Source organism: Labrys sp. KB_33_2, assembly GCF_052114505.1.
Taxonomy (GTDB): domain Bacteria; phylum Pseudomonadota; class Alphaproteobacteria; order Rhizobiales; family Labraceae; genus Labrys.
The window spans coordinates 128574-147603 of sequence record NZ_JBFREW010000010.1 but is presented as its reverse complement, the minus strand read 5'-3'; the positions used below and the strand labels follow the sequence as shown (position 1 = coordinate 147603).

The 19030-nt window shown below is 61.1% G+C and carries 13 protein-coding genes; all 13 read left to right on the top strand.

Annotated elements, in window-relative coordinates; all coding sequences use genetic code 11:
* Positions 1-643: 643 nt before the first annotated feature.
* A complete protein-coding gene (gene proS / locus AB4037_RS18500) occupies positions 644-1963 on the top strand; it encodes a proline--tRNA ligase (RefSeq protein ID WP_434956042.1) in 1320 nt (439 codons plus the stop codon).
* 264 nt (positions 1964-2227) lie between these two features.
* A complete protein-coding gene (locus AB4037_RS18495) occupies positions 2228-3523 on the top strand; it encodes a lipoprotein-releasing ABC transporter permease subunit (protein WP_434956043.1) in 1296 nt (431 codons plus the stop codon).
* A 4-nt stretch (positions 3524-3527) separates the two neighbouring features.
* The gene (locus AB4037_RS18490) at positions 3528-4223 is read left to right on the top strand and encodes an ABC transporter ATP-binding protein (protein ID WP_434956044.1); all 696 of its coding nucleotides are present in this window, start codon (positions 3528-3530) and stop codon (positions 4221-4223) included.
* A 544-nt stretch (positions 4224-4767) separates the two neighbouring features.
* Positions 4768-8235: a DNA polymerase III subunit alpha gene (gene dnaE / locus AB4037_RS18485; RefSeq protein WP_441772504.1), complete on the top strand. Its 3468-nt coding sequence runs from the start codon at positions 4768-4770 to the stop codon at positions 8233-8235.
* A gap of 286 nt (positions 8236-8521) precedes the next feature.
* Positions 8522-9532 (top strand): 30S ribosomal protein S2, encoded by a 1011-nt coding sequence (locus AB4037_RS18480; RefSeq protein WP_434956045.1) that lies wholly within the window; start codon positions 8522-8524, stop codon positions 9530-9532.
* A 153-nt stretch (positions 9533-9685) separates the two neighbouring features.
* Positions 9686-10615, top strand: a complete 930-nt coding sequence (tsf, locus tag AB4037_RS18475; protein ID WP_434956046.1) for a translation elongation factor Ts — start codon at positions 9686-9688, stop codon at positions 10613-10615.
* 113 nt (positions 10616-10728) lie between these two features.
* Positions 10729-11445, top strand: a complete 717-nt coding sequence (gene pyrH, locus AB4037_RS18470) for a UMP kinase (RefSeq protein WP_434956047.1) — start codon at positions 10729-10731, stop codon at positions 11443-11445.
* A gap of 33 nt (positions 11446-11478) precedes the next feature.
* Entirely contained in the window at positions 11479-12039 is a 561-nt protein-coding gene (gene frr, locus AB4037_RS18465) for a ribosome recycling factor (RefSeq protein ID WP_434956048.1), read from the top strand.
* Positions 12040-12172: 133 nt separating this feature from the next.
* The gene (locus AB4037_RS18460; protein WP_434956049.1) at positions 12173-12943 is read left to right on the top strand and encodes an isoprenyl transferase; all 771 of its coding nucleotides are present in this window, start codon (positions 12173-12175) and stop codon (positions 12941-12943) included.
* Between the two features lie 109 nt (positions 12944-13052).
* Complete coding sequence (locus tag AB4037_RS18455) at positions 13053-13877, top strand: phosphatidate cytidylyltransferase (protein ID WP_441772503.1); 825 nt, start codon at positions 13053-13055, stop codon at positions 13875-13877.
* Positions 13878-14048: 171 nt separating this feature from the next.
* Positions 14049-15173, top strand: a complete 1125-nt coding sequence (locus tag AB4037_RS18450; RefSeq protein ID WP_441772502.1) for a M50 family metallopeptidase — start codon at positions 14049-14051, stop codon at positions 15171-15173.
* A gap of 173 nt (positions 15174-15346) precedes the next feature.
* Complete coding sequence (gene bamA, locus AB4037_RS18445) at positions 15347-17554, top strand: outer membrane protein assembly factor BamA (protein WP_441772501.1); 2208 nt, start codon at positions 15347-15349, stop codon at positions 17552-17554.
* 389 nt (positions 17555-17943) lie between these two features.
* Complete coding sequence (gene lpxD, locus AB4037_RS18440) at positions 17944-19020, top strand: UDP-3-O-(3-hydroxymyristoyl)glucosamine N-acyltransferase (RefSeq protein WP_441772500.1); 1077 nt, start codon at positions 17944-17946, stop codon at positions 19018-19020.
* Positions 19021-19030: the final 10 nt, after the last annotated feature.

Below are 19030 nucleotides of genomic sequence, written 5' to 3'. Positions count from 1 at the left end.
TCACGATGCGTCCGCATGATGCAACATGCCGTTACGCCAACACGCATTAAAAAAGGCGAGGCTCTTGCGAGCCTCGCCTTATTCTAGACCTCGTCCTAACCCATCTTCCTGAGACTTCCTTCACGCATCTTTGTGCTGTTTGAAGTGTCAGGACGGCTGCTCGACAACGGTTTGTTCACCGGCGGCGCCTGCGGGCTTCCTCCCAAGACTTGGACCCTGACTTCCTTCTACTCATTGCTGAGTTCGGATGCCCTGTCGTTGACGGGACGGACGCTAGACGAAGTTTTTTTGCTTGTCACGTCTTTGTGCAGCGATCGGCACAAAATTAATATCTTTGCTTAAAATTTGTGCGCGTCGTTTTACCAGGCTGCGCCGTTCGTGGGCAGTTGGTGAACGAACAGGTAGCATCGCACTCATCGTGTTGTGCGCGCAAATTGCCAAATAATGGCGGTTTTGCTGGTCTTACCCTTGTGTTTTTACGAGGGATCGGGTCAAGCTTCCATGAGCTGGCGATCGGAAGCGATTTGCCGGACAGGCGTGTCACGGTCTCGATCGGCGCGTCCTTTCATCTTGAATCGCGATTTTGCCACATGTCTTACCCGGCGCAGCAGAGGTCGCCGGCTGCTTGGAGAAGGTTTGTCCTATGCGTTTGAGCCGTTATTTCCTGCCTATTCTGCGCGAGACGCCGAAGGAAGCAGAAATTGTTTCCCATCGTCTGATGCTGCGCACGGGCATGATCCGTCAGGAAGCGGCCGGAATCTACGCATTGCTGCCACTTGGCCTGCGTGTGGTGAACAAGATCAACGCGATCATTCGCGAAGAGCAGAATCGTGCCGGCGCCATCGAATTGCTGATGCCGACCATTCAATCCGCCGATCTGTGGCGCGAAAGCGGGCGCTATGACGATTATGGCAAGGAGATGCTGCGCATTCGGGACCGTCAGGAGCGCGAGATGCTCTATGGGCCGACCAATGAGGAGATGATCACCGAGATCTTCCGTGCCTATGTGCGCAGCTATAAGGACCTGCCGCTCAACCTCTACCATATCCAGTGGAAGTTCAGGGACGAGATCCGCCCCCGTTTCGGCCTGATGCGCGGGCGCGAATTCCTGATGAAGGATGCCTATTCCTTCGATCTCGACCAGGCCAGTGCGCAGCATTCCTACAACAAGATGTTCGTGGCCTATCTGCGCACTTTCGCGCGGCTCGGCCTGACTGCGATTCCGATGGTGGCCGATACCGGCCCGATCGGTGGCAATCTCAGCCATGAATTCATCATCCTGGCCTCGACGGGCGAGAGCGAAGTGTTCTGCCATCGCGACTATCTGTCGATGGCACCGCCCTCGGCGGGCACGGATTTCGACGACAAGGCCGGGCTGCAGGCGATCGTCGATCAATGGACTTCGCTCTATGCGGCGACCGAGGAGAAGCACGACAAGCCTGCCTTCGACGCCCTGCCGGCCGACAAGCAGGTCTCCGCGCGCGGCATCGAGGTCGGGCATATCTTCTATTTCGGCACGAAATATTCCGCGCCGATGAAGGCCGTCGTCGCAGGTCCCGACGGTTCCCTCATTCCCGTGCATGGCGGTTCCTACGGCATCGGGCCCACCCGCGTCGCCGGCGCGGCCATCGAGGCGAGCCATGACGAGGCTGGTATCATATGGCCGGAGGCGATCGCGCCGTTCAAGGTCGGCCTGATCAATCTCAAACCGGGCGACAGCGCGGTGGATGCTGCCTGCGGCGATCTCTATCTTCAGCTCGGCGCCAAGGGGGTCGACGTCTTGCTCGACGACACCGATGAAAGGCCCGGCGGCAAATTTGCCAAGATGGATCTGATCGGCCTGCCCTGGCAGATTATCGTCGGTCCCAAGAGCCTGGCGGAGGGCAAGGTCGAGGTGAAGAACCGCCGCACCGGCGAACGCCAATTGCTGACGCCCTCGGACGCGCTCGTCCTGGTGGGCTGAGCCGGGTTCGCTGCAGCCGGCAGGCTGACCTCATCGACGCCGCGCGTGCCAGAGGCACTCGCGGCGTTTTTGTTGTTTATCAAGAAATTTTTGTATTCATTTGAATTGTAACGACTAATCTCAATGGGATCTTCGTCATTGCGCAAGAGGCGCCTCGATTAGAGCGTCAAAAAGCCGTGGCAAAGCTGGGCATCGCTGAATTTTTGCCGTGCAAACGCCGCGATTCTCGCAGAGTAAGAGGCCTCGCGCCCCACCTGGAATGCCATGAACGCGTCTGCTTCAGCCACGACATCGTCGGAACCGACCGGAACGCCGCCTTTCTCCGCCTTCGAGTGGATGGTGGCCCTGCGCTATCTGATGCCGCATCGCAAGGGCGGAGTGGCTTCTCTGATCGCCGTTCTGTCCTTTTTGAGCTTCCTCATCGGCGTCGCCGCTCTCATCATCGTGATGTCGGTGATGAACGGCTTTCGTGTCGAACTGCAATCCAAGATCCTCGGATTCAACGGGCATATCGTCGTCTCTCCCTATGAGACGCCGCTGACCGACTATGATGCGGTTACCAGCCGCCTCGCCAAGGTGCCCGGCGTGACCCTGGCTGTTCCCTTCGTGGAAGGACAGGTACTGGTGTCGTCGCCCTTCTCGGCGAGCGGCGCCCTGGTGCGCGGCATGAAGCTCGAGGATCTCAAGCGCTTGCCGGGGCTTGCCAACAATATCAAGGACGGCACGCTGGACAATTTCGACCAGGGGCAGGGCGTGGTGATCGGCGCCAGGCTCGCATCCTCGCTCGGCCTGCAGATCGGCGACGGCATTACCCTGATCTCTCCCAAGGGAGACCAGACAGCCTTCGGTACCACGCCGCGCATGAAGGTCTATCCGGTCGTCGCCACCTTCGAGGTCGGCATGTCCGATATCGACAGTGGCTTCGTGATCATGCCGCTGCAGGAATCGCAGGCCTATTTCAACCGGGACGGGGATGCCACGGCGATCGAGGTTTATATCGAGAACCCCGACCGCGTGCAGTCCGAGAGCGAGGCGATCAAGACGGCAGCGGGACGTCCGGTTTCCCTTGTCGACTGGCGCCAGCGCAATTCAGCCTTCTTTACGGCCCTGCAGGTCGAGCGCAACGTGATGTTCATGATCCTGTTGATTCTGGTGATCATGGCGGCGCTCGGGGTCGTCTCCAGCATGGTCATGCTGGTGCAGTCCAAGCAGACCGACATCGCCATCATGCGCACCATGGGCGCGACGCGTGGCGCGATGCTGCGCATCTTCTTCATCACCGGCATGGCGATCGGCCTGCTCGGCACGATAGTCGGCCTGCTGCTGGGCCTGCTGGTATGTCGTTACATCGAGAACATCCAGGAATTCATCTCCTGGCTGTCAAACACGCAGCTCTTTGCCTCCGAGATCTATTTCCTCTCGCGCCTGCCGGCCAAGACCGATCCGACGGAAGTGACCGTGGTGGTCGTCACCACTTTGATCCTGTGCTTCCTGGCAACGCTCTATCCCGCCTGGCGGGCCGCCAAGCTCGACCCGGTCGAAGCGTTGAGGGGAGGCTAAGCCGATGAGCATGTCGGGTGAAATTCCAGCCCTCGAGCTACGGGCAGTCGAACGGAGCTACCAGCAGGGCCCCACGGAACTGCGCATCCTGCGCGGCGTGGACCTCGTGGTGATGCCGGGGCAGTCGGTAGCGCTGATCGCTCCCTCGGGTGCGGGCAAATCGACCCTGCTCCACATCGCCGGCCTGCTCGAGAGGCCGGATGGCGGAGATGTGTTGATCTCCGGCGATTCCACCGCCGACCTGAACGATACCGGACGCACGCGCCTGCGCCGCAATTCGATCGGCTTCGTCTACCAGTTCCACCATCTCCAGCCGGAGTTTTCGGCATTGGAGAATGTGATTCTGCCGCAGATGATCCGGGGCCTGTCACGCCGCGAGGCGCGACAGCGTGGCGAAGAATTGCTGACCTTCCTTGGCCTCGGTCAGCGCTTCGGCCACCGGCCCAACGAGTTGTCGGGCGGCGAGCAGCAACGCGTCGCCATTGCCCGTGCGGTCGCCAATGCGCCGCATCTCATCCTGGCCGACGAACCGACGGGCAACCTCGACCCCGGTACGGCGGATCATGTCTTCGGCACGCTGACGGCGCTGGTGCGTGCGTCCGGTCTGGCGGCCCTGATCGCGACCCACAATCTCGATCTGGCGGCGCGCATGGACCGCCGCGTCACCCTGCGCGATGGTCATATCGTCGAGCTCAACTGACAATTGTGACGGTGAACGCCCGATTGCGAACGGCGCTTCTCACTATGGTAAACGCCGGAATCGATCGGCCCCGACAAGCTGGGGCGTGCCGCATAACACCTTGAATAATATCGAGAAAATTCCGTTGAGATGATGCGGGCGCGAGTGCTGATGGCTCGCGTCAGGGGAACATAAGCGCGACATAAGATGGCGGTTCGGCGACGATGCGCTTGACTCGGAACAAAACGTGAACAAGATGTCTCTATCGAAGAGAGGAGAACATTATGTTTGCTCGTTTCACCGAAGATTTCGCCGCCATCGCCTCGATGAGCCTGTTCCTCGTCATGCTCGCCATGTGGACGAGCTTCCTGAGCGGCGTTTAAGCCAGATTTGTCCACACTTGTCCACAGGCTCTCAACAAGGGGCAGTGGCGAAGATGTGACGCTGATGTGGCCATCCGAGGCTGGGGTAGAAAGTCAGCTTTGGTGCCCGGCCGGATTGCCATAAACCATAGGGGAAGGCAGGCAGCGAGTCGCGCTGCCGGCCAAAGCAAAGCGGAGGTGTCATGGCGGAGGGGAAGGCGAACGGTCCGGGCTTCGTCCATTTGAATGTCCGCTCGGCCTATTCCTTGCTCGAGGGGGCGATGAAGGTCCCCAAGCTTGCCGATCTCGCCAAGGCCGACGGCATGCCGGCCCTGGCGTTGACGGACACCAACAATCTGTTCGGGGCGCTGGAGTTTTCCGAAAAGCTCGCCGGTAGCGGCATCCAGCCGATCATGGGCATCTCGCTGGCGATCAATTTCGCCGACCGCGAGGATGCCTCGGACCGGCGGCCTTTGCACCAGCGGCGTTTGCCGCGCATGATTCTGCTGGCTCAGAGCGAAGTGGGATATGGCCATCTGATGGCGCTGTCTTCCCATTGCTACATGGATCCCGCCAACGGCGAGGAGGCGCATGTTTCTATCGGGCGCCTGGCCGAGTTCCAGGAGGGCCTGATTGCGCTGACGGGTGGCCCCTCCGGTCCACTGGACATGGCTTTGCGCGAGGGGCTCGACGATCTCGCGAGGATCCGGCTGCAGCGCCTGCTGGCGATGTTCGCCGATCGTCTCTATGTCGAAGTGCAGCGCCATGACAGCGCGGAAGAGCAACAGGTCGAGGCTCCGCTTCTGGAACTCGCCTATGCGACTGACGTGCCGCTGGTGGCGACCAACGAGGTCTATTTCGCCGCGCGGGCCGACAGCGAACCGCATGATGCGCTGATGGCAATCGCCGAAGGTCGCATCCTGGCCGAGACGGATCGGCGGCGAATGACGCCGAACCATTACTTCAAGAGCCGGGCAGAAATGGTATCCTTGTTCAAGGATCTTCCAGAGGCTATTGAAAATACTATTGAAATTGCCAAGCGTTGTGCCTTTCGCGTGCGTACGAGAAAGCCGATCCTGCCGCGTTTCTCCACGGGTCTTGACGAGACGGGCGCCCCCGTCGACGAGGCCGTCGAATTGCGTCGCCAGGCCGAGGAAGGCCTCAAGGCCAGGCTGGCCGCGCATGGGCCGGCTCCTGGCCACACCGAAGACAGCTACGCCAAGCGGCTGGAATTCGAGCTTTCTATCATCGAGCGCATGAAATTCCCCGGCTACTTCCTGATCGTGGCTGATTTCATCAAGCACGCCAAGGGGAAGGGAATCCCAGTCGGGCCGGGGCGTGGATCGGGTGCAGGCTCCCTGGTTGCCTACGCTCTCACCATCACCGATCTCGATCCGCTGCGCTTCAGCTTGCTGTTCGAGCGCTTCCTCAATCCCGAACGTATCTCGATGCCGGACTTCGACATCGACTTCTGCCAGGAGCGGCGTGACGAGGTCATCCGCTATGTGCAGGAGAAATATGGAGAGGATCGGGTCGCGCAGATCATCACCTTCGGCTCCCTGCAGGCGCGCGGCGTGCTGCGCGACGTCGGGCGTACGCTGGAGATGGGATATGGCCAGGTCGACAAGCTGTGCAAGCTGGTGCCGCAGAACCCGGCCAATCCGGTAACGCTGGCCAAGGCGATCGAGGACGAGCCGAAGCTGCGCGAATCCGCCAAGGACGATCCTACCGTCGAGCGCCTGCTCAGCATCGCTCAGAAGCTGGAGGGGCTCTATCGTCACGCCTCGACCCATGCCGCCGGCGTGGTGATCGGGGATCGTCCGCTGGTGGAGCTGGTGCCGCTCTATCACGATCCGAAGACCTCGATGCCGATGCCGGCCACCCAGTTCAACATGAAATGGGTGGAGCAGGCGGGCCTGGTGAAGTTCGACTTCCTCGGCCTCAAGACGCTCACCGTGCTGCAGCGCGCTTTGATGTTCCTCAAGCAGCGCGGCATCGATCTCGATCTTGCAGGCCTGCCTCTCGATGACAGGAAGAGCTATGAAATGCTCGGCCGTGGCGAGACGGTGGGTGTGTTCCAGGTGGAAAGCGCGGGCATGCGCAAGGCGCTGCTTGACATGAACGCCGACCGTTTCGAGGATATTATCGCGCTGGTAGCCCTCTACCGCCCGGGCCCGATGGCCAATATTCCGGTCTACAACGCCCGTAAGAAGGGGCTTGAAGAGCCGGACTACATGCTCGACCAGCTCAAGCCGGCCCTGGAAGAGACCTATGGCGTCATCATCTACCAGGAACAGGTGATGCAGATCGCGCAGATCCTCTCCGGCTATACGCTGGGCGAGGCCGACATGCTGCGCCGCGCCATGGGCAAGAAGATCAAGGCGGAGATGGATGCCCAGCGTGTGCGCTTCGTCAAAGGCGCCGTCGAGGGGGGGACTCAGAAGGCCAAGGCGGACGAGATCTTCGATTATCTCGCCAAGTTCGCCGATTACGGCTTCAACAAGAGCCACGCGGCCGCCTATGCGCTGGTCTCCTACCAGACCGCCTATCTCAAGGCGAATTATCCGGTCGAGTTCATGGCGGCGTCGATGTCGCTGGATATGTCGAACACCGACAAGCTCGCCGAATTCCGCCTGGAAGCGCGTCGGCTCGGCATTAAGGTCGAGGCGCCCTCCATCAACCGCTCGGGGCCTGACTTCGAGGTCCATGACGGCTCGATCCGCTATGCTCTCGGTGCAGTCAAGGGCGTCGGCCTGGCGGCGATGGAGCGCCTGGTCGAGATCCGCGGTGACCAGCCCTTCTTCGACCTCGGCGACTTCGCGCGGCGTATCGATCCCAAGGCCATCAATAAGCGCATTCTCGAAAACTTGGCGGCGGCGGGAGCCTTCGACGAATTCGACCGTGATCGGGCGCGCATCACCGCCTCCATCGATGCCATCATGGCGCAGGCGCAGCGCGCCCATGCCGAGAAGAGTGATGGACAAGCCGACATGTTCGGCTCCGCTTCGACGCCCGAGCCACTGAAAGGTACTGTTGTCGAGCCGTGGGAACCCGCCGACCGTCTGCAACGCGAGTTCGACGCGATCGGCTTTTTCCTTTCAGGTCATCCGCTCGATGCCTACGTCACCGCCTTGGAGCGCCTGCAGGTGCCGTCCTGGGCACAATTCACCCAGAAAGTGAAGCAGGGGGCCACGGCAGGGCGCCTGGCGGCGACCGTGCTGTCACGTTCCGAGCGCAAGACCCGAACCGGCTCCAAGATGGGCGTGATCATGCTCTCCGACGCCTCGGGCCAGTTCGAGGCCGTGATCTTCTCGGAAGGCCTGGCGCAATATCGTGACTTGTTCGAGCCGGGCACGGCCGTGCTGGTCGGCGTGCAGGCCGCTCATGAAGGAGACGATGTCCGCATTCGCATCGTGACGGCCGAAAAACTCGACAACGCCACCGCCAAGACCCAACGCGGCATCAAGGTTTTCCTGCAAGGCGAGCTGGCCCTTGAATCGGTCGCCAAGCGGTTGGGCCAGCGCGGGGAGGGCGAGGTCTTCCTGATCCTGCAGCTGGATGGCGGCATGCGGGAGGTCGAGTTGAAGTTGCCCGGCAAATTCCTGGTGACCCCGCAGATCGCCGGTGCGATCAAGGCGATCCCGGGTGTAGCGACCGTCATGCAGATGTGATGCCGGGAAGTGGCGTGTGAGCGAAGTAGGGCGCATATGGTGCGCCGGTCTTGAAGGCCGTGATGCGGATTTCAGCTTGTGCGCTGAACGAAGGGAGCGAGGCGTGTGCCTTTTCAGCATTTGTCCTTGCCTAATCGCCTACATCCCCTTATAGAGCGCGCCATTCCACACGCGGACGAAGCGGCCCTGCCGCTCCGGTGCCGTGTTTTGTTTCGTCCGCTATGGCGCGGCGAGGCAGGCACGGTAGATGTCCGCGGAGGCCTTATCAAACCGGAGTTACAACTCTATGGCACTGCCAGATTTTTCCATGCGCCAGCTGCTCGAAGCTGGAGCCCATTTCGGCCATCAGTCGCACCGCTGGAACCCCAAGATGGGGCCCTATCTCTTCGGCGTGCGCAACGGCATCCACATCATCGACCTCGCCCAGACGGTTCCTGCGTTCCATCGCGCTCTGCAGGCGGTGTCGGACACGGTCGCCCGTGGCGGTCGCGTGCTGTTCGTCGGCACCAAGCGCCAGGCTCAGGACGCGGTTGCCGATGCGGCCCGCCGTTCGGCCCAGTATTATGTCAATTCGCGTTGGCTCGGCGGCACGCTGACCAACTGGAAGACCATCTCCAACTCGATCCAGCGTCTGCGCAAGCTCGACGAGCTGCTCTCCGGTGGCGCCCAGCAGGGCTACACCAAGAAGGAGCGCCTCGACCTAACCCGTGAGCGCGACAAGCTCGAGCGCGCCCTCGGCGGTATCAAGGACATGGGCGGTACCCCCGACCTGATCTTCATCATCGATACCAACAAGGAAGACATCGCGATCAAGGAAGCCCGCCGCCTCAACATCCCGGTGGCCGCCGTCCTCGATTCGAATTCCGATCCGGATGGCATTACCTTCCCGATTCCGGCCAATGACGACGCTGGCCGCGCTCTGTCGCTCTATTGCGATCTCGTCGCCCGTGCCGCTCTCGACGGCATCTCCCGCGCCCATGGCGACATGGGTCTCGACATCGGCGCCGAAGAAGCGCCGCTGGTCGAGGAACTGCCGGTTGCCGACGAAGCCGCTTCGGGTGAGCTTTTCGAGCTCCTGTCCGCTCCGCGCGGCGCGCCCGACGATCTGACCAAGCTGACCGGCGTCGGCCCGCAGCTCGAGAAGAAGCTCAACGAGGGTGGTCTGTGGCACTATTGGCAGGTCGCCGCCATGACCCCGGCCGACGTTGCCAAGGTCGATGCCGAGCTCAAGCTCAACGGTCGTATCGATCGTGACGGCTGGGTGGAACTGGCCCGCAATCTGGTCGCCGGCGCCTGACACGGTCTGAAGGCTGCAATTTCGTTGCAGCCTCCCTATCTATCCCTGAACACGGCCCGGTTGCTCGCCTTCCAATTGTGATGTTGGAGTGGTAAGCGCCGGGCCGCTTCCCATCACCGGACCTGTTCCGGTTTCCCAAAGAGGTATCCTGCAATGTCGAACATTACCGCCGCCATGGTGAAAGAGCTGCGCGAACAGACTGGCGCGGGCATGATGGATTGCAAGGCAGCGCTCACCGAGACCGCCGGCGATCTGGAAGCCGCCGTTGACTGGCTGCGCAAGAAGGGCCTGTCGAAGGCCGCCAAGAAGGCTGGTCGTGTCGCTGCCGAAGGGCTTGTCGCCCTGCTGGTCGAAGGCAACCAGGGCGTTGCCGTGGAAGTCAATTCCGAAACCGACTTCGTGGCCCGTAACCCCGAGTTCCAGGATCTGGTCGGCGGTATCGCCGAAGTGGCTCTGAAGACCGGCGAGGACGTCGAGGCCCTCAAGGCGGCTGCCTTCCCGGGCGGCGGCACGGTCGAGGAGAAGATCTCCGCCACGGTTGCCAAGATCGGCGAGAACATGTCGCTTCGCCGTGCCAAGATCGTCTCGGTCGGGCAGGGCGCCCTGGCGACCTATATCCACAACCCGGTCGTTGCCAACAAGGGCCGCATCGGCGTGATTGTCGCGCTGGAGTCCGCTGGCAATACCGAGAAGCTCGCCGAACTCGGCCGTCAGATTGCCATGCACGTCGCGTCTTCGAACCCGGTCGCAGTCGATGCCGCCGGCGTCGATGCCGCGATTGTCGAGCGTGAGAAGACCATTCTCGCCGAAAAGTATCGCGAGCAGGGCAAGCCGGAAGCTGCGATCGCCAAGATTGTCGAGAGCGGCATCAAGACCTATTTCAAGGAAGTAACCCTGCTCGAGCAGCCCTTCATCTTCGATCCCTCCAAGTCGGTCGGCCAGGCCATCAAGGAGAGCGAAGGTGCTGCCGGCGGCCCGATCAAGGTGGCTGGCTTCATCCGCTACGCTCTGGGTGAGGGCATCGAGAAGCAGGAAAGCGATTTCGCAGCCGAAGTTGCCGCTCAGGCTGGTCACGCCGCCTGATCTTCTATTCCAACGACCCTTGGCCGCACTTCGGCCATGTGGATGATCGAGATCGACAACAGGCGGCTTAGAGCCGCCTGTTGTATAAGTGGCCAGCGAATCGGAGAGCAGTCATGGCGGTACTTCCCTATAAACGCGTCCTGGTGAAGCTTTCCGGTGAGGCATTGATGGGAGGCGAGGCCTTCGGCATCGATCGCGGCACGGTGCGCCGGATAGCCGAGGACGTCATCGAAGCGGTCAAGCTGGGTGTGGAAGTCGGCGTGGTCGTGGGCGGCGGCAATATCTTCCGCGGCTCGCAGATCGCCGGTATGGGCTTGTCGCGGCCTGCGGCCGACTCGATGGGCATGCTCGCCACCGTAATGAACGTCATCGCGCTCGAGGCCCAACTCGCTTCCCTCGGCCAATCCGCTCGCGCCATGTCCGGCGTCGCCATGCCGTCGGTGGTCGAAACCTATACGCGCCAGCAGGCGATGGAGCATCTGGCCAAGGACCGTGTCGTGCTGCTGGCGGGCGGCACCGGCAATCCCTTCTTCACCACCGACACCGGCGGTGCACTGCGTGCGGCGGAGCTGGAATGCAACGTCCTGATGAAGGGCACGCAGGTCGACGGCATCTATTCCGCCGATCCCAAGAAGGATCCCGCTGCTACCCGCTATGATCACATCACCCATGACGAGGTCATCCGCAAAGACCTCAAGATCATGGATACGGCGGCGTTTGCGCTTGCCCGCGAGGCGCGCTTGCCGATAATTGTCTTTTCGATTCAACAACCCGGATCCCTGGCAGCCGTGCTGCGCGGGGAGGGGCGTTGCACTCTGGTCACTCCCTGACCACTTCCGTCAAAGAAATTCGAGGGCAGGAACATGGCTGCGTCATTCGATATCGCCGAGGTCAAGCGTCGCATGGAAGGCGCGCTCAATGCGCTGAAACATGAACTGGGTGGTCTGCGCACCGGCCGGGCCTCTTCCTCACTGCTCGAACCGGTGCATGTCGATGCCTATGGCGCCAGCATGCAGCTGTCGCAGGTCGCCACCATTTCGGTGCCCGAACCGCGCCTGCTTAGCGTGCAGGTCTGGGACCGTGGCATGGTCGGCGCCGTCGAGAAGGCGATCATGAACTCCAATCTTGGACTCAATCCGCAGACCGAGGGACAGGTGATCCGGCTGCGCATTCCCGAGATGACGCAGGATCGCCGTAAGGAACTGGTCAAGGTCGCGCATAAATATACCGAGTCGGCGCGCGTGGCGGTTCGGCATGTCCGCCGTGACGGCCTGGACATTCTGAAGAAGACCGAAAAAGACGGTACGATTGGTGAAGACGAAGAAAAGCGTCTGGCCGATCAGGTGCAGAAGGCGACTGATGCGATGATCGCCGAAATCGATAAGACCCTCCTCTCCAAGGAGAAGGAAATCATGCAGGTGTGACGGAAGAGGGGTGCAGATTATCCGCAAGGACTATTCTACTCCCCCTATTCGACACCAATTATCCACTGTCTATCCGATGATCGTTCGATAGAATTCGTGCCAGCCGGTTCGGCGGAGAAGCTTCGAGGCACCAATGTTTGGCAGGGACGAAATCGACGACGCAACTGTGGCGACCCCGCCGGCTCATGTCGCCATCATCATGGATGGTAATGGCCGCTGGGCCTCCAAGCGCCTGATGCCCCGTTTCGAGGGGCATCGCCGGGGCGTGGAGGCGCTCAGGCGTACCGTCCGCGCCGCTGCTGAGCTGGGCATCCGTTACCTAACGCTCTATTCCTTCTCGTCGGAGAACTGGTCGAGGCCCCGGACTGAAGTCGACTATCTCATGGGGCTGGTGAAGCGCTTTGTGCGCAACGATCTGGCCGACCTGCATGCCAACAATGTCCGGGTTCGTATCATCGGCGAGCGAGAAGGGCTCGACGCCGAACTTGCCGAGCTCCTGATCGAGGTCGAGAATCTCACGGCCGCCAATACCGGATTGACCCTCGTCGTGGCGTTCAACTACGGCGCCCGGCAGGAGATTGTTGCGGCAGCCAGGCGCTTGGCGGAGAAGGTTGCGGAAGGGCTGCTCAAGCCCGCAGACATTACGGCCGAAGCCATCGGCGCCAATCTGCACACGCATGATATTCCGGATCCAGATCTGGTCATCCGGACCTCGGGAGAACAAAGGCTCTCCAATTTCCTGCTCTGGCAGGCGGCCTATGCGGAGTTGGTTTTCATTCCCTTGCTCTGGCCGGATTTCGACCGCCGGGCGCTGGAAGCGGCGCTGGCCGAGTATCACGCGCGCGACCGTCGTTTCGGGGGGCTTGGCGAGACCGATCCTCCCCGTCAGGCCAATTCCGGCTAGGGCGGTATCGTCGACGTGCCTGTGGGGGAAGATGTGACAGCAGTTTTGTGTCGGGGAACAGCGGCTGGCCGGCTGCGGGGGGCGGTGCCATCCGTCCGCGGTCTCTGACATGGCAGGCGCATCCAAGGCCAACTGGTCCGATCTTTCCATCCGCATCGCCTCCGCCCTGGTCATGGCCGGTTTGGCGCTGGCCACGGCCTGGTGGGGAGGCTCTCTTTTCGTACTGTTCTGGTTCCTCGCAGCTGCCGCGGTTCTTTGCGAATGGCTGTTTCTGATCGCCGCCGGTCGACGCGATTGGCTGATCGTTGTGCTCGGTGTCGGCCTGCTCGCCGTGTCCACGCTGTTTGCCCTGAGCGGGCAAGCCGGAACCGCTCTGTTGACCGTCGTCGGGGGCGCGGCGGTGATGGGCGGCCTGGCGTGGGGACGAGGTCTGGCGCAGCCGCTGCTGGCCGCTGTCGCCATACCCTATGCGGCCTGCGTGGTCTTGCCGGTTACTCTTTTGAGGCTCGACGAGCCCCATGGCATGCGCGCCATTTTCGTGCTGTTTGCCATTGTCTGGGGCTCGGATGTACTGGCCTATTTCACTGGACGGACCCTGGGTGGTCCCAAGCTCTGGCCGAGGGTAAGCCCGAAGAAGACCTGGTCTGGCTTCATCGGCGGCACCGTGTTTGCTGCGGCGGCGGCCGGCCTTGTCGGCGGCTCCGTTGTTCTTGTTCCCATAGGGGCGGCGCTGGCGGCGATCTCTCAAGGTGGTGATCTCCTTGAATCCGCCTTGAAGCGCCGCTTTGATGCCAAGGACGCGAGCCAGCTGATACCCGGCCATGGCGGCGTCATGGACAGGCTCGACGGCTTTCTGGCGGCGGCGCTGGCTGCTTTGCTGATCGGGCTTGTGCATGCTGGCCTGCATCCGGCCCAGGGCTTCATTGTGTGGTAGTGCCGAAAGGCTAGGCAGAGTTTCCCGACGAGACCCAAGAGTGAGCCTCGCCGGGAAACTCTGCAAATTGGTTTGCTATCTTGCCAGTTCCTCCTGACCGTGCCTGTGGCCCCATCATGAGGAACCTGAGTAGGCCGGTGTGGCTTGGCTTTTGGCGCGTGAGAGGAATGGATGATGGGTTTTCTGGATAGTTTCGGTCTCGGTGCTCTCGGCTTCGTGCCGTTCATCGTGATCATTTCCATCCTGATCTTCTTTCACGAGCTTGGGCATTTCCTTGTCGGGCGCTGGTGCGGCGTGAAAGTTGTGACCTTCTCGATCGGCTTCGGGCCGGAATTGTTCGGCTATGACGACCGGCACGGGACCCATTGGCGTATCGCAGCAATCCCCCTCGGCGGTTATGTGCGCTTCTTCGGTGATGCCAATGCCGCTTCTCTGCCCGATGAAGAGCGCAACCAATTGATGACGCCGGAGGAGCGTGCGGTCAGCCTGTTCCACAAACCGGTCTGGCAGCGCATCGCCATCGTGGCGGCCGGCCCTCTGGCCAATTTCATCCTGGCCGCTTTCGTCTTCGCGGCTGCATTCTCGATTTATGGTTACCCGAATTCTGACGCCATTATCGGGCCGATCAAGGCTGACGGACCGGCGGCCAAGGCGGGACTGCGCAAGGGCGACAGGATCGTCGAGGTCAACGGCACCAAAGTCACCCTGTTCGACCAACTTCCGGAACTGATTTCGGCTGTGCCCGGGCGCCCCGTGAACCTCACCATCGAGCGTGGACAGGAGAGCTTCGACGTCAGCGTCACACCTGAAACGCGTACGTTCTCCACGCCCGATGGCAAGACCATTTCGCGGGCCATCATCGGCATCGGCCCCGGCGGCATGTCGCGTCTCGACCCTGTTTCGGCGCTGTGGCAAGGCACCAAGGAAACCGGACAAGGTATTGGTGCATCAGCGAAATTTATCTACGACCTCTTTGCCGGACGTGGCGATCCCAAGCAGGTGACCGGCATTGTCGGCATTGCGGTCGTATCCAAGACGATTACCGAAACCATCGGGCTCGCCGGTCTGATCCTGCTCACGGCTGGTCTGTCGATTTCCGTCGGCTTCATCAATCTGTTGCCGATTCCGGTTCTAGATGGCGGACATCTGGTCTTTTACGCCATCGAGGCGATCCGGGGCAGGCCAGTGGGAGCCCGTGCGCAGGAACTGTCCTTCGGCATCGGGCTCATGTTGATAATTACAATCACTGTTTTGGTGTTGGGCCATGATCTGTCACAGCAATTATCGGGCGGCTGAGAGGGCGTGGCGGATTCGCAACGGTCTCCCAAAAAAGGACGGACGGTGGCCGGGGGTCGGTTTGCATGTGTCCGGAAACCCTGTAGAAGCATTTCCAATGAGAGCAATGCGGGCTGGTGAGGTTTGGCATTGAACTCGACTTGGTTTGGTAAAAAGAGTGGGATTTAGACCCGATGGCAACAGCAATGTACAAGTTGAAGCTGGGCGTTGCCCTCGCGGCTGTCGCGGTTCCGTCGTTGTTCGGGGCCTTCGTGGCATCTCCTATGGTGGGCACGGCTGAAGCCGCTCCGAGGAAGCATGTTGCGTCGCGCTCGGCACCGATCGTCAACCGCATCGTGTTCGAGAAGAACAAGAAGGTCACAGCGGACCAGCTGTCTTCCATCATGGAGACCAAGCCCGGCAGCCAGGTGAACCAGGCCACCCTCAATGCGGACATCGATCGCATGCGTGAGGCCTACAACCGGACCGGCCGCTCGACGGTGCAGATTACGTATCGCGAAGTCCAGTTGCCGAATAATCGCGTCGACCTCGTCTTCACGGTGGCTGAGGGCTCGAAGGTCGGCATCGACTCGATCAACTTCGTCGGCAACAACAATTTCTCCGCCTGGCGCCTGAAGCGCCAGATGGCCACGATCGAGAGCGGCTATCTCGGCTGGCTGCGCACCACCGACACTTATGATCCGGATCGCCTCGCTGGTGACGAAGAGCGCCTGCGCCAATTCTATGTGAACCACGGCTATCCCGATTTCCGCGTCGTCTCGATCGTGCCGTCGCTGAACGAGAAGCAGGACGCCTATGTCCTGACCGTCACGGTCGACGAGGGGCAGTATTACAAGTTCGGCCCCTCGCAGGTCGAATCCACCATTTCCGACGTCAACCCCGCCGACCTGAACGGCGATATCCAGTCCTGGAACAACTGGACCTATCGTGGCGAGGACGTGGACAAGACTGTCGAGGACATGACGGTCAAGCTGGCTGGTTCCGGCCACCCCTTCGCTCAGGTCCGCCCGCGCGCCGTTCGTGACGCCGGCGGCAACATCATCAGCGTCAACTATGTCGTGGAAGAGGGCGCGAAGGTCTATATCGAGCGCATCAACATCCGCGGCAACACCCGCACGCGTGACTATGTGATCCGCCGCGAGTTCGACGTTGGTGAAGGCGACCCCTACAACAAGGCGCTGATCGAACGGGCGACCCGTCGCCTGCGCAACCTCGGCTACTTCAAGAACATCCGCGTCACCAACGAGCCGGGCTCGGAGCCCGATCGCGTGATCGTCAATGTCGAGGTCGAAGATCAGTCGACCGGCGAATTCTCGCTGGGCGGCGGCTACTCCACCTCGGACGGCTTCCTCGGCGAAGTCTCGCTCACCGAGCGCAACTTCCTCGGCCGCGGCCAGTATGTGAAGGCGTCGGTGCAGTACGGCCAGCGCACGCAGGGCTACAGCCTATCCTTCACCGAGCCCTACTTCCTGGGGCAGCGCATTGCCGCCGGCTTCGACCTGTTCTCGAAGACCACGGATGACAGCGACTACAGCTACTACAAGGACCAGACCACGGGTGGCACGCTGCGCGCCGCCTTCCCGATCACTGAGAACTTCACGGTCGGCGTGAACTACACGCTCTACACGGAGAAGGTATCGATCCCGGATATTCAGTACAAGGATGGCAGGTTCGATAACGGTGAAGCGTCCTGGGCGATCAAGGAATTGGCGAATGGCGGTAACCGTCTCGTTTCGATGATCGGTTACACGCTGACCTACAATACGCTGGACGATCTCAAGCAACCGAGTTCGGGTTTTTATGTCCAGTTCAAGCAGGACATTGCCGGCTTGGGCGGTGACGCCAAGTTCATCAAGCAGTCGATCGATGGTCGCTACTACTATTCGCTGACTGACGACCTCACAGTGATGGTTCGCGGCCAGGGCGGCTATATGCACGGCTTCGGCGGCAAGGATAATCTGGCGATCGTTGACCAATTCAGCCCGGGCCCCGATTTGGTGCGAGGCTTCGCTCCAGGCGGTATCGGTGCGCGCGACATCGCCGGTGGTGCCAAGGGCAATGGTTTGGGCGGTACCACCTATTTCGGTGGTACGGTGGAGCTGCAATTCCCTATCTTCGGTCTGCCGCGTGAGGTGGGTCTGCGGGGCGCCGTATTCGCAGATGCAGGTACTCTGTATGGTTATGGTGGTAAGAATTTCGCCATCCAATATCCTGGACAGTTTCAACTGGTTGACGAGCACAAGATCCGCTCTTCGGTCGGCGCCAGCTTGCTGTGGGCCTCGCCGCTCGGACCGCTACGCTTCGACTATGCCTATGTCCTGAGCAAGGCCAAGCATGACGACACGCAGGCTTTCCGCTTCGGCACGATCGTCAACTATTGATGATCTGACCTGAGGTTTGTGCCGGCCGGTCCCTTCGGGGCCGGCCGGTTTTTTGTTCGCAAAGCTGCATCCTTCGCATGCCGCAATGAACGGAAATATTCGGTGTTTTGCATTGCATCCCCTTCATCGTGTAAGGGCTAGAGCGTTTTGCGATTTGACGGAGTCAACCAGAGCCGCAGCGACGCTCATGCCAATCCGTTGGATTGGTTTGGAAACTAGGAGCTGGAGCGAACAAACGTTGGGGCATGAACCTGATTTGCTCTGGGGATGAACGATCAGGCCGGTAACGCTTTTGCAAAGGGACTGGTCTATTCATAATGGAAAAGATCGCCGGTTTCGGAGCAGCCACTCGAAGCCGGATTTGGGGGGCTGACCGTAGCGTGGAGTTGATGACGGATCCGGTATTCTTTCACGCGCGCAACCGCCTCATCGTTGCCGACATCGTCGAACTCACCGGCGCTGAACCGGCGGCCGGCCTGTCGCTGGACTTGACGGTGGAACGCGTGGCGCCGCTCGATCATGCCGGGGAGGGCGATCTGAGCTTCCTCGAGAATCCGCATTATCTGCCGATGCTGGAAACGTCCAAGGCGGCGGTGATCCTGATCTCTCCCAAATTCACCGATCGCGCCCCGAAGAATGCACCCTTGTTGGTGGCGCGCGAACCCTATCGTGCCTTTGCCCAGATTGGCATGGCGTTGTTCCCGGACGCGGCACGCCCGCAATCCTTTTTCGGAGCCAAGGGCATTTCGCCGGGTGCCGTCGTGCACCCTGAAGCGAGGCTCGAGATTGGCGTGACCGTCGATCCGGGTGCCGTTATCGGGCCGCGGGCAGAAATCGGTGCAGGGACCATCGTCGGCGCCAACGCGGTGATCGGATCGGATGTTCGGATCGGCCGTGACTGCTCGATCAGCCCGAATGCGGTGATCCAGCATTCCCTGATCGGTAATCGTGTCATCATCCATGCCGGTGCCTGTCTTGGCCAGGATGGTTTCGGTTTTTCGATGGGACCGCGCGGCCACCTCAAAGTGCCGCAGGTCGGTCGCGTCGTGGTGCAGGATGATGTCGAAATCGGCGCTTGCACCACCATCGATCGTGGTGCCAATCGTGACACCATCATCGGCGAGGGCACCAAGATCGATAATCAGGTGCAGATTGCCCACAACGTCATGGTCGGGCGGCACTGCGTGCTGGTGGCGAAGGTCGGGATCTCCGGTTCGACCGTCCTGGAGGATTTCGTGGTGATGGGAGGTGCCTCCGCCACGGTTGGCCATATCCGCATCGGCATGGGCGCCCAGATTGCCGGCGCCGCCAACGTCAAGGACGACGTGCCGCCGGGCGCGCGCATGGGCGGTACGCCTGCCCAGCCATTGGGGGACTATGCGCGCGAACTGGCCCTGCTCAAGAGGCTGGTCAAGAATTCGCGGGTTCGATCGGGGCAAGGTACGGACGAGGGATCTGCTCCCTAAAGCGTCTTGC

Coding starts and splice junctions, on each gene's coding strand:
- proS (WP_434956042.1), top strand. CDS start 644: ATGCGTTTGAGCCGTTATTTCCTGCCTATTCTGCGCGAGACGCCGAAG.
- AB4037_RS18495 (WP_434956043.1), top strand. CDS start 2,228: ATGAACGCGTCTGCTTCAGCCACGACATCGTCGGAACCGACCGGAACG.
- AB4037_RS18490 (WP_434956044.1), top strand. CDS start 3,528: ATGAGCATGTCGGGTGAAATTCCAGCCCTCGAGCTACGGGCAGTCGAA.
- dnaE (WP_441772504.1), top strand. CDS start 4,768: ATGGCGGAGGGGAAGGCGAACGGTCCGGGCTTCGTCCATTTGAATGTC.
- AB4037_RS18480 (WP_434956045.1), top strand. CDS start 8,522: ATGGCACTGCCAGATTTTTCCATGCGCCAGCTGCTCGAAGCTGGAGCC.
- tsf (WP_434956046.1), top strand. CDS start 9,686: ATGTCGAACATTACCGCCGCCATGGTGAAAGAGCTGCGCGAACAGACT.
- pyrH (WP_434956047.1), top strand. CDS start 10,729: ATGGCGGTACTTCCCTATAAACGCGTCCTGGTGAAGCTTTCCGGTGAG.
- frr (WP_434956048.1), top strand. CDS start 11,479: ATGGCTGCGTCATTCGATATCGCCGAGGTCAAGCGTCGCATGGAAGGC.
- AB4037_RS18460 (WP_434956049.1), top strand. CDS start 12,173: ATGTTTGGCAGGGACGAAATCGACGACGCAACTGTGGCGACCCCGCCG.
- AB4037_RS18455 (WP_441772503.1), top strand. CDS start 13,053: ATGGCAGGCGCATCCAAGGCCAACTGGTCCGATCTTTCCATCCGCATC.
- AB4037_RS18450 (WP_441772502.1), top strand. CDS start 14,049: ATGATGGGTTTTCTGGATAGTTTCGGTCTCGGTGCTCTCGGCTTCGTG.
- bamA (WP_441772501.1), top strand. CDS start 15,347: ATGGCAACAGCAATGTACAAGTTGAAGCTGGGCGTTGCCCTCGCGGCT.
- lpxD (WP_441772500.1), top strand. CDS start 17,944: ATGACGGATCCGGTATTCTTTCACGCGCGCAACCGCCTCATCGTTGCC.